Source organism: Parapedobacter sp. GCM10030251 (assembly GCF_042666505.1).
Taxonomy (GTDB): domain Bacteria; phylum Bacteroidota; class Bacteroidia; order Sphingobacteriales; family Sphingobacteriaceae; genus Parapedobacter.
This window is the reverse complement of sequence record NZ_JBHTDN010000014.1, coordinates 64,780-80,375: the sequence shown is the minus strand read 5'-3', so window position 1 is coordinate 80,375 and position 15,596 is coordinate 64,780. Positions and strand designations below refer to the sequence as shown.

The following is a 15,596-nucleotide window of genomic DNA, read 5'->3' as shown; positions in this document are numbered from 1 at the left end:
GAAGGATGTATTCGTAAACAAACTGGATATACCCCATCCAATACGGGATATGTTCGGGCCTAGCGAGCTCTACCACGTATTTGTCGGCGGGTTGGCCTACCCAATAGGTATAGGGCTTTCCGGTAAACTCTTCAATCATGCCGCCGATTTCAAACAATTCCTGGTTTGCAAAATCGACAATACACCATTGGAAAGGACCCAACGCAAATTTCTCCATCTGAGCGATCTGCGGTGCGAAGTAAGCAACCGGATCCGTCTCTTCATCGAGCGCCGGTGCCATGCTGGCCAGCCTTACGCCAAATTCCTCAAAAGAGGAAATGGGCGCAATCTCTTTTTCTTGAACTGTTTCTTTAGGCATCTTGTTAACGATTTATAAGCGGACACCATCTAGGACATGCGTACGGAATAACAAATTTAAGTTAAAAAAGCAGAAATCTCCGCAAGGGGAGATAAAATCGTTCGGAACGCTGCGGAGAGAGCTGGGTTTTATCGGCGTCCATGATGTGTTGCTTTTTTTAGAAAATTTTCGAATTTGAAGAAAGAAAATTACTATCATTGCAGCCAGAAAGTCACTTAAACCGAATCCCAGGGGAAGATTGTTGTGATTTAAGGAGTTGGAAACCGGTAAAGGTGATGGCTTAATAGAGCTACCGATACGAATAATTAACACGACATCTACTGTCTATGGATTTTACATTTACCACTTATGCGCGCGCATATATCTTGCGTATTGTTCTGCCACTCGGCGGTGTTCATCAAGCCAACGTTAGGGATCGGTGCGAACCTGCAGAGCTACGGCCAGTTTGCGAGCATGGCACAGTCAACCTCGGGGGGTGGTTTGGGATACAGCTTGAAAAACTTCACCATTTGGTTAGGTAAGTATGGTACTCCGATTGCTATATTTGCCGCCGTTTGTTAAAAACGATATACGAAATACAAATTAATTACTATAAGCGAAATTTTTACATCTACCATTCATGTTTTATTTACAATTGCACCAATACTTCAGACAGGTATTAGGACAAATTAGTCAGCTTATTGAAAGGTTGCTATTGCCATCGACCATAATCCGTTCACATTAATTATTCCAAGCTTTACTACCTATGTTTAGTTTTATTTGCCGCTCAACCGGCCTTGAATCACTAAAATATTACGTGATTACTGGCCTGTTTGCATTTTTTATGTTGACTCCGTTTACCGAAGCTACCGCGCTGGTGTTACTCAACGGCACCCGTAACTGCACGCCACCTGCGGTGGAGGTGATTAACACCACGCTGACCGTAGCGGCCAATTCCAATTCCAATATTTTTGTCAACGCCTCAGGAACTGAACTAAATTACCAGTGGCAGGTCAGCACAGATAACGGACATACCTTTACCGACTTAAGTGATGGCGGTAGTTATAGCGGGGTAAACACCAGCAAGCTTTCACTGAATGGCATCAACCAGATTTTAGCGGGAAATCAATACCGCTGTGTAGTCAGTTCGGCTGATTGTGAGACGTTGTCGGGCGTAACGACGTTAAGCATTAGTTCGAGTCCGTTGTGCCAATCATATCCGACGGAATTTTGCTGTGAATATGTATCATCAGTAACATTAAATGGTGCGACCTTCGCAGGAAACACGGATTTTACAGGGCCTGGTTATTACGATTATACAACGGAATCGATACCGAGCGTAACCGCGGGTACGACAATTCCGGTAAGCATTACCGTAAAAACAAACAATAGTTACCAGGAATATGTCAAAATCTGGATTGACTTTGACCGGGACGGAGTGCCCGGCAGTACATCCGGGGAGCTGGTTTTCGATCAGGTTCAAACATTCAATGGCACGCATACCTACTCGGGCGAAATTGCCGTTCCAGCGGACGCTTATAACGGCAATCTCTATGCCCGGCTGATTATGCAATACAATGGCGCTCCGAATGTGTGCGGAGAATATGATTACGGAAACACCATGGACTTTCGTATTCCCGTCGTCAATGGCCGGGAGCCGATTATACTAAATGTAGGGGTAGATAAAGAACAATCCGCAAATGGAACGGTGACAAGCGACCCAGCCGGTATTAACTCGGAAACCAATGCGTTTGAAAGTTTCTTTGAACCCAATACCATGGTCACGTTGACCGCTACCCCCGATGCGGGTTCTTCATTCATCGGATGGTTTGGGGATATCGTCAGCACAGATAACCCACTAACCGTGACAATGGATGTGAGCAAGGATTTGGTGGCAAGATTTGAGCTAACACCGACCGTTTCGATACCAACCGTAACGACAACGGCTGCGACTACCATAGGAACTATCTCAGCGACGCTGGGAGGAAACGTAACCGCCGACGGGGATGCTGAAATCACAGCGAGAGGCGTGGAATACAGTACTACCGAGGGGTTTGCTCCGGGATCGGGTGTACAAGCCGCTGCGGCTACCGCAAGCACGGGTACATTTACGGTTGCGGTAAGCGGCCTTACGGCTTCGACTACTTATTATGTCCGTGCTTATGCCGTAAACAGTGAGGGGACGGCGTACGGAAGTGAAGTCAGCTTTACCACGAATGCTCCGCCAGCGGCTCCTTCTGAACCGAACTTGGACGCGGCGAGCGATACCGGTATATCCGATTCAGATAACATAACGAATGAAACCATATTGACGGTTACCGGCAGTGGTGCTGTGGCGAACGCGACTGTCAGACTGTATGCCGACGGAATCGAAATAGGATCGGTTTTGGCAGATGAATCGGGCAATTGGACGATTACTTCGATAACATTAGAAGAGGGAAGTTATACGCTGACGGTGCGTGCCGAGAGTGCCGATGGAATACTTGGAGAAGCTTCCAATGGGTTATCGGTCACCATTGACACGACCGTACCGGTGGTTACTGGCGTTGAAGACGACGGGTACTACAACGAGGACGTGACCCCGGCATTTAACGAAGGCACTGCGACGCTGAACGGCCAGCCCTATGTAGCCGGTACGCCGATCACCGACGAAGGAGAATATGAATTGGTGGTCACCGACGCCTCGGGCAATTCAACCGCGGTAAGCTTCACGGTTGATAAAACCGTACCGGTGGTTACTGGCGTTGAAGACGGCGGATACTACAACGAGGACGTGACCCCGGCATTTAACGAAGGCACAGCCACCTTGAACGGTGAGCCGTTCACTTCGGGAACACCGATTACTGACGAGGGTGAATACACCTTGGTGGTTACCGACGCCTCGGGCAATGAAACCACGGTAAACTTTACGGTTGATAAAACAGCGCCGGTGGTAACGGGCGTTGAGGACGGCGGATACTATAACGAGGATCTAACCCCCGCATTTAACGAAGGCACAGCCACCTTGAACGGTGAGCCGTTCACTTCAGGAACACCGACTACTGACGAGGGTGAATATACCTTGGTGGTTACCGACGCTTCGGGCAATGAAACCACGGTAAACTTTACGGTTGATAAAACAGCGCCGGTGGTTACTGGGGTTGAAGACGGCGGATTTTATAACGAAGACGTGACCCCGGCATTTAACGAAGGCACAGCCACCCTGAACGGTGAGCCGTTTACTTCCGGCACGGAGATCGCCGAAGAAGGAGAATACACCTTGGTGGTTACGGATGCCTCGGGCAATTCGACCGCGGTAAGCTTCACGGTTGATAAAACAGCGCCGGTGGTTACTGGCGTTGAGGACGGCGGATATTACAACGAAGACGTGACCCCGGCATTTAACGAAGGCACGGCCACCTTGAACGGTGAACCGTTTACATCGGGCACAGCGATCACGGAAGAAGGAGAATACACCTTGGTGGTTACGGATGCCTCGGGCAATTCGACCGCGGTAAGTTTTACGGTTGACAAGACCGCACCGGTGGTTACTGGCGTGGAAGACGGCGGATACTATAACGAAGACGTGACTCCCGCATTTAACGAAGGCACTGCGACGCTGAATGGTGAACCGTTTACATCGGGCACAGCGATCACGGAAGAAGGAGAATATACATTGGTAGTTACCGACGCCTCGGGCAATGAAACCACTGTAAGCTTTACGGTTGACAAGACCGCACCGGTGGTTACTGGCGTGGAAGACGGCGGGTACTACAACGAAGACGTGACCCCGGCATTTAACGAAGGCACGGCCACATTGAACGGTGAGCCGTTCACTTCAGGCACGGAGATCACCGAAGAGGGTGAATACACCTTGGTGGTCACCGACGCCTCGGGCAATTCAACCACTGTAAGCTTCACGGTTGACAAGACCGCGCCGGTGGTAACGGGCGTTGAGGACGGCGGATACTACAACGAGGACGTGACCCCGGCATTTAACGAAGGCGCCGCCACCCTGAACGGTGAACCGTTTACATCGGGCACGGAGATCACCGAAGAGGGTGAATACACCTTGGTGGTCACCGACGCCTCGGGCAATGAAACCACTGTAAGCTTTACGGTTGATAAAACAGCGCCGGTGGTTACTGGCGTGGAAGACGGCGGGTACTATAACGAAGACGTGACCCCGGCATTTAACGAAGGCACGGCCACCTTGAACGGTGAGCCGTTCACTTCGGGAACACCGATTACTGACGAGGGTGAATACACCTTGGTGGTCACCGACGCCTCGGGCAATTCAACCACGGTAAGCTTTACGGTTGATAAAACAGCGCCGGTGGTTACTGGCGTGGAAGACGGCGGGTACTATAACGAAGACGTGACCCCGGCATTTAACGAAGGCACGGCCACCCTGAACGGTGAACCGTTTACTTCCGGCACGGAGATCGCCGAAGAAGGAGAATATACATTGGTAGTTACCGATGCTTCGGGCAATTCAACCACGGTAAGCTTTACGGTTGACAAGACCGTACCGGTGGTAACAGGCGTTGAGGATGGCGGATACTACAACGAAGATGTAACGGTGACATTCGATGAGGGTACGGCGACGCTGAACGGCCAGCCCTATGTAGCCGGTACGCCGATCACCGACGAAGGAGAATATGAATTGGTGGTTACCGACGCTTCGGGCAATGAAACCACGGTAAACTTTACGGTTGATAAAACCGTACCGGTGGTAACTGGCGTGGAAGACGGCGGGTACTACAACGAAGACGTAACCCCAGCATTTAACGAAGGCACGGCCACATTGAACGGTGAGCCGTTCACTTCAGGTACGGAGATCACCGAAGAGGGTGAATACACCTTGGTAGTCACCGACGCCTCGGGCAACGAGACCACTGTAAGCTTCACGGTTGACAAGACCGCGCCGGTGGTAACGGTCGTTGAGGACGGCGGATACTACAACGAGGACGTGACCCCGGCATTTAACGAAGGCGCCGCCACCCTGAACGGTGAACCGTTTACATCGGGCACGGAGATCACCGAAGAGGGTGAATACACCTTGGTGGTTACGGATGCTTCGGGCAACGAGACCACTGTAAGCTTCACGGTTGACAAGACCGCACCGGTGGTTACTGGCGTGGAAGACGGCGGATACTATAACGAAGACGTGACCCCCGCATTTAACGAAGGCACGGCCACATTGAAAGGCGAGCCGTTCACTTCAGGAACACCGATCGCCGAAGAAGGAGAATACACCTTAGTGGTCACGGATGCCTCGGGCAATTCAACCACGGTAAGCTTCACGGTTGATAAAACAGCGCCGGTGGTTACTGGCGTTGAAGACGGCGGATTCTACAACGAGGATGTAACGGTGACCTTCGATGAGGGCACAGCCACCTTGAACGGTGAGCCGTTTACTTCAGGCATAGCGATCACGGAAGAAGAAGAATATACATTGGTAGTTACCGACGCTTCGGGCAATTCAACCACAGTAAGCTTCACGGTTGATAAAACCGTACCGGTGGTAACTGGCGTGGAAGACGGCGGGTACTACAACGAAGACGTAACCCCAGCATTTAACGAAGGCACGGCCACCTTGAACGGTGAGCCGTTCACTTCAGGAACACCGATTACTAACGAGGGTGAATACACCTTGGTGGTCACCGACGCCTCGGGCAATTCAACCACGGTAAGCTTCACGGTTGATAAAACCGTACCGGTGGTAACTGGCGTGGAAGACGGCGGATACTATAACGAAGACGTAACCCCAGCATTTAACGAAGGCACGGCCACCTTGAACGGTGAGCCGTTCACTTCAGGCATGGAAATCACCGAAGAAGGAGAATATGAATTGGTGGTCACCGACGCTTCGGGCAATTCAACCACCGTAAGCTTCACCGTTGATAAAACCACACCGGTGGTAACGGGCGTTGAGGATGGCGGATTTTATAACGAGGACGTAACCCCTGCATTTAACGAAGGCACGGCCTCATTGAACGGTGAGCCGTTCACTTCAGGAACACCGATCGCCGAAGAAGGAGAATACACCTTAGTGGTCACGGATGCCTCGGGCAATTCAACCACGGTAAGCTTCACGGTTGATAAAACCGTATCGGTGGTAACAGGCGTTGAGGATGGCGGATACTACGACGAGGACGTGACGGTGACCTTCGATGAGGGTACGGCGACGCTGAACGGCCAGCCCTATGTGGGCGGCACGCCGATCACCGACGAAGGAGAATATGAATTGGTGGTTACCGATGCCTCGGGCAATTCAACCACGGTAAATTTCACGGTTGATAAAACCGCACCGCAGGTTGACGGTGTAGCAAACGGTTCAAATTACGAGAACACTGCCACACCTACTTTTAACGAAGGCAGTGCGTTACTCAACGGTAAGCCCTATGATTCGGGTACACCGATCACAGTGAAAGGAACATACGAACTGATCGTGACGGACAAGGCCGGAAATACAACCATCATCCATTTCACCGTCGCGGATCTACCGGGGGCGCCTACGGGCCTTCAGGCCACGCCGGGCAACAAGCAGGTTACGCTGAGCTGGCAGGCGCCGGGGAACGAGCTGCTTCCGGTGACGGATTACGTAGTCCAGTATTCGGGCGACGGCGGTCTAACCTGGATTACAGCCGAGCATCCACCCCTTACCGGCACCCGGGCTGTAGTGATCGGATTGGAGAACAACCGTTCCTACCGGTTCCGCATTGCTGCGGTAAATGAGTTTGGTGCGGGTGCATTCAGCAAACCGCTGGGAGACATCATCCCGACGGAGCCAGTGCCGGACGGTGAAGGAAACCTCCCCGAGCCTGCGCCGGGAGAAACAGTGGTAATTACAGACGGCAAAGTGGAGGCCATAACACTCGAAGTGGTGGATGAAAAGTATCTGCGGCTGCGCGGTGACGGCTATGTCATGATGTTGGCTTCATTTGGCATAGACGGCGAACGGATTCCGATTTCAGCGGTCGACGCGGTGATCCGGTTGGTGCGCGGCATGGGAGCGGGCGTGTCTGTGAGCGGTGAGGGTTTTGAGCCGGGAACGGTGGTGACGATTTACCTGTTTTCAGTTCCTGAGCTGGTTGGTCATATAACGGTGCAATCGGATGGCACATTTACAGGTACCTTGCCGGTGCCGGTTCACTTGGGAGCCGGCCGTCACACCTTGCAGGCGAACGGCATTGTGGCCGGTGGCGGCGAGCGCTCGGTGTCGGTGGGGCTGCTGTTGGTGGACAACAAGCCACAGGATATTGACTTTGATGCGTTGACAAACAAAACTTACGGCGACGGGCCGGTTAAGCTTTCTGCCACAGCCACGAGCGGGTTGCCGGTAAGCTATACAGTAACAGATGTGGAAGGAAACAAAACGGACATCGCTTCAATAGGCAATGACAACGAGCTGTATATCCGCGGTGCGGGTGCGGTGGTGATAACGGCTACCCAGGCAGGCGACCTGAAATACGGACCGGCAAATCCGGTATCAAGGACGCTGCGTATCGCCAAGGCACCGCTCCGTGTGAGCGTCGCGGATGCCGCACGTGTCTATGGCCAACCCAATCCGGCATTCGGACTATCGTACAGCGGCTTCGTGGACGGTGAGGATGCCTCCGTACTCGCGGTTCAACCGGCGGCCACGACGGCGGCAATGGAAACGAGCGCACCGGGCAGCTATGCGATCGTGCTAGGCGGCGGGGAATCGAATAACTACGCCTTTGCGTATAGCGGAGGTACGCTGACTATCACGAAAGCCAATCAGGCCATCGTCTTCAACGCACCGGCGGAAGTTACCCGCGATGCGGAAAGCATTGAGCTGGATGTTTCAGCCAGTAGCGGCCTTCCGATCACGCTGGAAGTTGATGACACCCAAGTGGCCACGCTGGAAGGCAACGCGTTACACATTCACCGGCTGGGTACGGTTCGGATCACGGCCACGCAGGCGGGCGATGCGAACCACGAACCAGCCGAACCGGTAACGGTGACCGTACGCGTGGTCGACCCGGCTTCGGACTTCCCCGTGCGGGTGCATCAGGCGGTATCGCCGAACGGCGACGGCATCAACGAGTTTTTGATGATCGAAGGCATCCGCGATTACCGAAGCAACCGGGTGAGCATATTCAACCGCAACGGCACGGTGGTGTGGGAGGCGTCAGGCTACGACAACGACCGGGTGGCATTCCGGGGCATCGGTACCGGGCAGCAGTTGCTTCCCGCGGGGACGTACTTCTACATCGTGGAAATCGGCACGAACAGTGGTACAGAATACCGAAAGGGTTATTTTGTGCTGCGGTATTAGGAGGGAGACGTGAGATATGAGATGTGAAACAATAGACAATAGATATTAGATAGTATTAGAATATGAGACGGATAGCGATATATTTAGCTTGGGTGTTAATTGGCACATGGACCGTAGCGTACGCCCAGCAGCCATTGACCCATACGCAGCATGGGCAGCTGCGGACGGTGATCAACCCGGCGGCGAGTTTGATGAGCCAGAGCGGTGAGGTGTCGGTGATCGGCCGGCGGCAGTGGGTGGGAATGGACGGAGCCCCCACAGTGTTCTGGGGCAGCGGCCACCTGGACTTTGAAGGCTTCGGCGCAACGGCGGGGCTGAATATCCGCCATGAGAGCCTGGCGGTGGAAAAGCTGACGGAGGCTTCGGCTTTCTTTGCCAAGAGCGTGCAGATTTCGGAGACAGAGTACATAGGGCTATCGCTGAATGCGGGGCTGAGCTACCTGGACGGGCGTTTCTCGCAACTGGACCCGATAGATCCAGCTTTCCGGGAGGACGTTCGGGAGACGGACGCGCTGATGGGCTTCGGGGTGATGCTTTACCGCCCAGAGCGTTATTACGTGGGGCTTTCGCTACCGCGGCTGATGCTGGGAAGCCTTGGTGTGGACAGCGACAGTAGATATAACTTCCGCAACCTGTATCACCTCACGACTGGGGCGCTGTTTAATATGGGGCCGGACTTCCAGTTCCGTCCGTCGGTGCTAGTGACGTATGCGGAGAGCCTCCGGCCGCAAGCCGAAGCTTCGGCGCTGGTGTTTATCAAGCGGACATTCGGGATCGGTGCGAACTTGCGGAGCTACGGTGAGTTCGCAGGCATGGCGCAGTTCCTCTTCGGCGGTTTCGGGCTGGGCTACAGCTACCAGTTCAACCCGGGCAACGAACCGCTGAACCGGCGTATTGGCAACACGACCCATGAAATCGGCCTCAGCTACCGGTTCGACAATGTAGCGGCGTTGCTTTAAATGATGCGTAAACGTATGCTAGGTCGGAAAGCGGGCGATTTATTTCCGATAGAGAACGCTTCCTTACGATGTTTTCATTAATAATGTATACCTAAATGCGAAAGTACAGTCCATTGCTTTATGTAATGGACTGCTTTTATGTATTCAAATTTATTCCGACAAGCTTTTAAATGCCCTGTTCAGACTTCTTACGGTAACACCAAGATAAGAAGCCATATCTTCTTTTGAAATAGTTATTTCCTGTTTGGATTGTAGTTCCAAAAGTTTTCGCAAACTATGCTCAATGGTATACAGCTGTTGATAAGAAGCTCGACTTGCCGTATTGATGATACGTTCGGCAAAAACATTTAACAGCAAGTTGTTCAGTTTAAGGTCACTTTTTATAAGTTCCGAAAAGTAGTCGGGAGCAATGGCATAGACCGTTACATCTGTCATCGCTTCGATATTACACAGGCAGGCGATTTTTCGGATAACCTCAATTTCGCCTACGATTTCGCCTTTGCCTAAAAATTCGAGTATATATGCCTTGTCGTTATCTTCCGTAAAAAAACATTTCGTAATCCCCGCTTTTATAAGCATTACTTTTATTGCTTTTTCATTTTGAAAAAATAACTTTTGCCCTTTGGCGTATTGCTTTACTATAATGTTCTCCCTACGTTCCTGTTGTTCATAAAGCTCTTGCACATAATCTAAAAATGATTGGTTAGTTCGTAACATACATAAATCGGGACAAATGTCCTTTTGTTGGTTTTTCCTTTTCTTGAATTTTGTCTTTTCCAAAATGCAAAAGTAAAGAAATGAAAAACAGTGTAAAAACAATAGCACTAGACGCAGACGATACTTTGTGGGTAAACGAGCCTTATTTTCAGCAAGCGGAGAAACAATTCTGTACATTACTTGAAAATTATCTGCCCCAACATTCGGTATCGCAGGAACTGTTTAAAACCGAGATGAAAAACCTGCACCTGTACGGCTACGGTGTGAAGGGCTTTGTATTGTGTATGATTGAAACCGCAAACAAAATTTCAAATCGTACCGTTTCGTTGGAACTGATTGACGAAATCATAGCCATTGGGCAGGAACTTTTGCAAAAACCAATCGAACTATTACAAGGCGTATCCGAAACTTTAGAACGGTTGAAAGGCAAATACAGGCTGATAGTAGCCACCAAAGGAGATTTGTTAGACCAAGAGCGGAAACTGATAAAATCGGGATTGGAAAGCTATTTTCATCATATCGCAATAATGAGCGACAAGAAAGTAAATGATTATCAAAAGCTGTTGAAACATTTGGATTGCAAACCTGAAAATTTTTTAATGTTAGGCAATTCTATTAAGTCGGATATACTGCCGGTTTTGGAATTGGGAGGATATGGCGGACACATTCCGTACCACGTAACGTGGACACACGAACAACACGAATATGACCTGAAACACAATAATTTGGTACAACTAAAAAGCATCGACGGCATTCTAAATTATTTATAGAATAAGGATACTGAAGAACCGTTTTTGAGACGTTTTAGTCGCTTAGTTAACGACTGCAAACCCGTTAACTTCGCCCTATTGCCTCGGTTTTTCCTTCTGTTATCCCGGCGTGATGTTATCACTCGGTGTCACTTCTGATCCTCGCTTCCAAAGGAACACCACAAAATGCGTCCAATGCCCCTTAATTCAATCCGACTTGCCATACTTATCCTTTGGGCGGGTAAGGAACCTTCGGGTGGCGTTTTGCTGTCGAACGTTTACGAGTCGCCGATAACCGCGCTTTTATACAATATTTTGATAGTTCTTGCCATGTTTTATACCTTCGGTCTCCTAACCTCAACTTATTCGTTGTATTTTTGTGTCCAAATCTTTCACGGCGGCGGATTATAGCGAAGGCCCGCTGGTCGATCGGTTATACGGCAGCGCATCCCGTTAACTATCCTGTCAAAAAGGAGAAAACATGAATAGCCCAATCACAGGAAAATCAATGAAATTAGTCCGCGAAGCGGACACCCTCGCGTTCCGTAAAGAAACGTTCAATATTGTGTACCATTATTATCTGTGTGAGCATAGCGGCGAACCGTTTACCGACGACCGGCTGAACACGCTCAATACAATGCAAGCCACCAACTAGTACCGTGAGAAATACGGTATCCCATTTCCGGAGGAAATCCGGCAAATCCACGAGCAGCACGGTGTATCTGCCGCTAAAATGTCGGAGATATTGGGCTTGGGTGCCCGCGTATCGGTTGTATGAAGCAGGGGAGATGCCTCTGTGGCCAACGGGCGGCTTATCCTATCCGTACGTGTGCCTGGGGAATTTATCAAGCAGGTAAGGGCAAGCAGCCAATTTTTGGGGGAGCGTGAGGTAATAAAAAAGGAATTATGTCGAATAACAAGGAAGTTGCAAACGAAAAGCCGCCTGCAAATAAATTTTTGCAATACATTGGGAAAAACGGCTTTACCATACTAGTAATAATTTTTATTGGGATAATGTTCGTTAATCCCGATGCAAAATCATTCGTGTTGCGGCAATTAATGGCAACAGGGCTTTTCAATGCCAGCATAGATAAAAAGGATTCGGATGCAGTGAGCAAGGCGGTAGATTTTAACTTTGTGGACGAAAAAGGCAACGTTCAGAATACGTCATCACTAAGAGGCAAAATTGTATTTATCAATTTTTGGGCATCGTGGTGCCCACCTTGCAGGGCCGAGTTTCCGTCTATTGAAAAACTCTATACTCAATTCAAAGATAATCCCGATGTATTCTTTCTAACCATCAACGAGGATAGCAACCCTGTTGCTGGAAAGGCATATCTGCATAAAGAGAAATTTTCAATTTCTATGTATCGGTCAAATGGCAGGGTCCCGAGCGAAATTTACGCCGGTACATTGCCTACTACCATTGTACTGAATAAAAACGGGGAAATAAGCTTTCATCACAAAGGATTTGCCAATTACGCATCAAGCAAATTCATAAAGCAAATTGAAGAGTTGTCGAACGAATAAAAGCGGCCTTGATGGGTTTTATCGGTAAGTTTTGTTTCGTCTTAGCGACTAATGCGATGTTAGCTGCCCGGGCGAGGTGCTGGATGTCCAGCCTAGCTGTGACGCCATCGACGGTCTCCCCCCGTAACACGGCTAAAACCCGATTTTCTCTGTTTCGGCATTTAGTTTTCGGCCTTTACAAGCTTTTTCCTTCCGCGTTTTCTTTAATAATTGAGATCGTAGTATTCCAATAAAATTCCAGGTGCTTCCTGATGGTGTCTGTCGGAAAATTGGTAATGTTCAACGTCAGTCGGGTAACTCTATCAACGGGTGCCAAAATAAACTCAATGGTGGAGTAATTTTCCGGTCTGTCCGCCAGCCGGGACAATGAACTTAAGTGTGTGTAGCTTAACCTCTTTTCTGTATCATAGGCAAGAACGAGTCCTTTGTTTTCAAAACTTATATGGTGAAATCCACGGATATAAATCGGCGATCCAATTTCCAAATCCGTTGAGACTTGTACATTCGTTTCAGGTTCACCCATCCATTGGCTCATTAGTTCAAAATCTGTCAGGGTAGTCCATACCTTACCCGGATCCGCATGTATTGCAATGGTGGTTGTGAATGTCTCGTTCAAAATTATTTTTTTTGGACTTTCTATATCAATAAAATTTCTCACCTTTTTCCAGCATTTCAATAATTTCTTTCATACGCTTTTCTCTTGTCTCCTGTTTTTTTGCAGTCGTGAGGCGAAAGCCAATGGAAAAAAGATTGGTCTTATTGAGACCCCTAAAAAATGCTTCTGCTTTTTCGTTTTTGCTAAGTTCTTTTAGGAAGTCTTCAGGGATCGTCGTTTTGCTTGGAGGATCGTATGCCCTTTCCCAAGTACCGTCTGCCTTGGCTCTTTCGACAGCTTTTAAACCTGCTGGCTTCATTCTTCCTTCATTACTTAATCTTTCGATATGTCCAATATTTATTTTGGACCAGATACTTTTTGCTCTCCGGGGGCAAAACTTTTGTAGCCAGGCTTGTTTGTCAAATGCTTGTTTTTGGCCATCAATCCACCCGTAACAAAGCGCTATATCAAGTGCTTCTGTATAGGTGATGGTCTCTTCCCCGGAATGCTTCTTGAATATTTTGATCCAAAGCCCATTTGAATTATCGTGATTCTTTGCGAGCCAAGTTTCAAATGTTTCAGCTGTCTTGAATTCCATTATTGGAATGGTATTTAGTTTAGTCATATACGGGTTTTTTCGTTCTATTGCCCGTCGCTAACGTCCGGTAGCTTGGCGTTATGGCGGCATTTGAAAACCGTCAGTCCAAAATTAGCACTAAAGTTTAATAATAGAATAGGTTCTGTTTTTGTTTCTCCAATCTCATACCCACCGTCACTCTGACCGGCAATAGGGGCCCAGAATGTGCTGCCTGTTCGTCAGCAACGGATATTGCCGTGCGGGTATGCATGCCCAATAATACATTTTCTGTTCAGTCATTAAAGAAATCCTTTGAATAAGTACGGCAGTGGTGGCAACAATTCCTGCGTACTGTTGTTAGCCAATTAAACGGTAAAAATAGATTTTATGCCTTGGTATCACGGGGATTATCCGCCTTCCTATAAGAATCAGCCGGTTGAACTGCGGGAGAAAGCAGTCGAGATTGCCAATGCGCTCCTCGAAGAAGGCGTGGAAGAAGGTGTCGCCATAGCTACCGGCCTAAAGCGCGCGCGTGAATTTTTCGATGGCCGCAAAAAGAAAAAGAAGTAGCAAAACAAACCCGCCTTTTTTTCGTTTATGCATTAGGTTTAGGTTGATAGCCCCTAACCCCATTGGGGCGTACCCGTTATCTTGCATAAGATAACGGGTTTTCTTTTTTAATTGAAGTTGCGACGTTCAACCGAAACCGGGATCGGCTCAAAACCGGCATCAAATGTGATTTTGTCCAGGCCAGGGGTGCAATCCGGGCGGCGCGTTGCGCATGCGTTGATGGATTACAGCGAGCGCCGCACGATAACCTGGGTAGGATTGCGGGCTACGATGGTTTCCCTGTTGATAATAGCCCGGCTAACGGCCTTGCCCATCGCCTCGAAATCGGTGGAAATAACCGTAATGCCGTCTTCAAGAACCTCCTTGACAGCCGTATCGTTGTATGAGATGAGTCCGATGTCTTTGCCCAGCTGGTATCCCTTGCTGCGGGCCAGTTTGATGAGCGCCACATCGTCGGTATCGTACCGGCTGAAGGTGATGTAGGCATTGCCTTTCCTGAAGCTGCGGGCTTCAACTTCGTGCTCAATGGCGTAACAGAATTGGTGCTCGGTGCAAAATCGCTGGAAACCGTCCAATACGTGGTGCGCGTGGGTGGCCGCGGTAGGCGCAATAAGAATAAGCTTTTTGTAATTGGCCAATTGCTTCCGGAGTTGGTTCAGCCCGTCGTAAATGTCGTGCTCAAAGTCCTGAAATATGCAGGAGTATTCACCTTGCAGATGCGGTTGGTTGTAATCAATTATGATCCGTTTTTGCGGCGGAATGAGGTTCAGCACCGCAGCGGGATCTTCCTTCAGGAAGGTAGCAATGACAAAGTGTGTATAGCTGTTCAGGTTCTCGCGGATGAGGTTTTCAAACACCTTGAGGTTGTGGTGATGGAAGTATACGTCTACATCGGCGACATCTTTCAACTGATCGAATAAGGTGTGGTAGAATCGGTCCCGCATGATGTTCATCTTGTCCAGCAGGAGGAACACGCGGTAGGTATGGTCTACCGATTTTTTCTTCACGTAGTACCCTTTCCGGTATACTGACTCGATAATTCCTTTCTCTAGGAGGTGGTTCAATCCCTTTAACAAGGTCTCTTTACTCATCCCCAGCTCCTTTTCAAACTGCTTCAATGACGGCAACCGGTCGCCGATATGAAGTTTGTCAGACTCGATGAGCCCATTGATATGGTCTACCAACTGCATGTATTTCATGCGTTGGTTAACGGACGCTGCGAAGCTGTCAGTAGCGGTTGTCTGCATAGTAGATCACAAAAGTAGTGAAATACCA

11 protein-coding genes are annotated in these 15,596 nt (G+C 49.4%); 6 read left to right on the top strand and 5 right to left on the bottom strand.

Features of this window, described 5'->3' with window-relative positions:
- Window positions 1–358: hypothetical protein (locus ACFQRK_RS22270; RefSeq protein ID WP_379010472.1), on the bottom strand; the 358-nt coding region annotated here is incomplete at its 3' end.
- A 745-nt stretch (window positions 359–1,103) separates the two neighbouring features.
- Here ACFQRK_RS22270 and ACFQRK_RS22265 point away from each other — a divergent pair.
- Both ACFQRK_RS22265 and ACFQRK_RS22260 read left to right on the top strand, forming a co-directional pair.
- On the top strand, window positions 1,104–8,624 hold the full coding sequence (locus ACFQRK_RS22265; RefSeq protein WP_379010471.1) for a gliding motility-associated C-terminal domain-containing protein: 7,521 nt from the start codon (window positions 1,104–1,106) through the stop codon (window positions 8,622–8,624).
- A 62-nt stretch (window positions 8,625–8,686) separates the two neighbouring features.
- Window positions 8,687–9,583: a PorP/SprF family type IX secretion system membrane protein gene (locus ACFQRK_RS22260; RefSeq protein ID WP_379010470.1), complete on the top strand. Its 897-nt coding sequence runs from the start codon at window positions 8,687–8,689 to the stop codon at window positions 9,581–9,583.
- A 150-nt stretch (window positions 9,584–9,733) separates the two neighbouring features.
- On the opposite strand, the gene ACFQRK_RS22255 is transcribed toward ACFQRK_RS22260, so the two are convergent.
- On the bottom strand, window positions 9,734–10,363 hold the full coding sequence (locus ACFQRK_RS22255; protein ID WP_379010469.1) for a Crp/Fnr family transcriptional regulator: 630 nt from the start codon (window positions 10,361–10,363) through the stop codon (window positions 9,734–9,736).
- A 17-nt stretch (window positions 10,364–10,380) separates the two neighbouring features.
- On the opposite strand from ACFQRK_RS22255, the gene ACFQRK_RS22250 reads away from it, so the two are divergent.
- The 3 genes from ACFQRK_RS22250 (at window position 10,381) to ACFQRK_RS22240 (ending at window position 12,579) form a co-directional block, all read left to right on the top strand.
- Window positions 10,381–11,070 carry an HAD family hydrolase gene (locus tag ACFQRK_RS22250; RefSeq protein ID WP_379010467.1) on the top strand — a complete coding sequence of 230 codons (690 nt, stop codon included), beginning with the start codon at window positions 10,381–10,383 and terminating at the stop codon, window positions 11,068–11,070.
- Window positions 11,071–11,530: 460 nt separating this feature from the next.
- Window positions 11,531–11,704, top strand: a complete 174-nt coding sequence (locus ACFQRK_RS22245; RefSeq protein ID WP_379010466.1) for a hypothetical protein — start codon at window positions 11,531–11,533, stop codon at window positions 11,702–11,704.
- Between the two features lie 359 nt (window positions 11,705–12,063).
- A complete protein-coding gene (locus ACFQRK_RS22240; protein ID WP_379010465.1) occupies window positions 12,064–12,579 on the top strand; it encodes a TlpA family protein disulfide reductase in 516 nt (171 codons plus the stop codon).
- 175 nt (window positions 12,580–12,754) lie between these two features.
- Here the strand turns inward: ACFQRK_RS22240 and ACFQRK_RS22235 are convergent, their stop codons facing one another.
- Together ACFQRK_RS22235 and ACFQRK_RS22230 are read right to left on the bottom strand one after the other, a co-directional pair.
- Window positions 12,755–13,195 carry an SRPBCC domain-containing protein gene (locus ACFQRK_RS22235; RefSeq protein ID WP_379010464.1) on the bottom strand — a complete coding sequence of 147 codons (441 nt, stop codon included), beginning with the start codon at window positions 13,193–13,195 and terminating at the stop codon, window positions 12,755–12,757.
- Between the two features lie 25 nt (window positions 13,196–13,220).
- Window positions 13,221–13,799 (bottom strand): YdeI family protein, encoded by a 579-nt coding sequence (locus tag ACFQRK_RS22230; protein ID WP_379010463.1) that lies wholly within the window; start codon window positions 13,797–13,799, stop codon window positions 13,221–13,223.
- Between the two features lie 339 nt (window positions 13,800–14,138).
- Here ACFQRK_RS22230 and ACFQRK_RS22225 point away from each other — a divergent pair, with 339 nt between their 5' ends.
- The gene (locus tag ACFQRK_RS22225) at window positions 14,139–14,321 is read left to right on the top strand and encodes a hypothetical protein (protein WP_379010462.1); all 183 of its coding nucleotides are present in this window, start codon (window positions 14,139–14,141) and stop codon (window positions 14,319–14,321) included.
- A gap of 224 nt (window positions 14,322–14,545) precedes the next feature.
- On the opposite strand, the gene ACFQRK_RS22220 is transcribed toward ACFQRK_RS22225, so the two are convergent.
- Window positions 14,546–15,568 (bottom strand): GntR family transcriptional regulator, encoded by a 1,023-nt coding sequence (locus ACFQRK_RS22220; RefSeq protein ID WP_379010461.1) that lies wholly within the window; start codon window positions 15,566–15,568, stop codon window positions 14,546–14,548.
- Window positions 15,569–15,596 lie beyond the last annotated feature (28 nt).

Coding starts and splice junctions, on each gene's coding strand:
- ACFQRK_RS22250 (WP_379010467.1), top strand. CDS start 10,381: ATGAAAAACAGTGTAAAAACAATAGCACTAGACGCAGACGATACTTTG.
- ACFQRK_RS22265 (WP_379010471.1), top strand. CDS start 1,104: ATGTTTAGTTTTATTTGCCGCTCAACCGGCCTTGAATCACTAAAATAT.
- ACFQRK_RS22225 (WP_379010462.1), top strand. CDS start 14,139: ATGCCTTGGTATCACGGGGATTATCCGCCTTCCTATAAGAATCAGCCG.
- ACFQRK_RS22230 (WP_379010463.1), bottom strand. CDS start 13,799: ATGACTAAACTAAATACCATTCCAATAATGGAATTCAAGACAGCTGAA.
- ACFQRK_RS22240 (WP_379010465.1), top strand. CDS start 12,064: ATGTTCGTTAATCCCGATGCAAAATCATTCGTGTTGCGGCAATTAATG.
- ACFQRK_RS22245 (WP_379010466.1), top strand. CDS start 11,531: ATGAATAGCCCAATCACAGGAAAATCAATGAAATTAGTCCGCGAAGCG.
- ACFQRK_RS22260 (WP_379010470.1), top strand. CDS start 8,687: ATGAGACGGATAGCGATATATTTAGCTTGGGTGTTAATTGGCACATGG.
- ACFQRK_RS22220 (WP_379010461.1), bottom strand. CDS start 15,568: ATGCAGACAACCGCTACTGACAGCTTCGCAGCGTCCGTTAACCAACGC.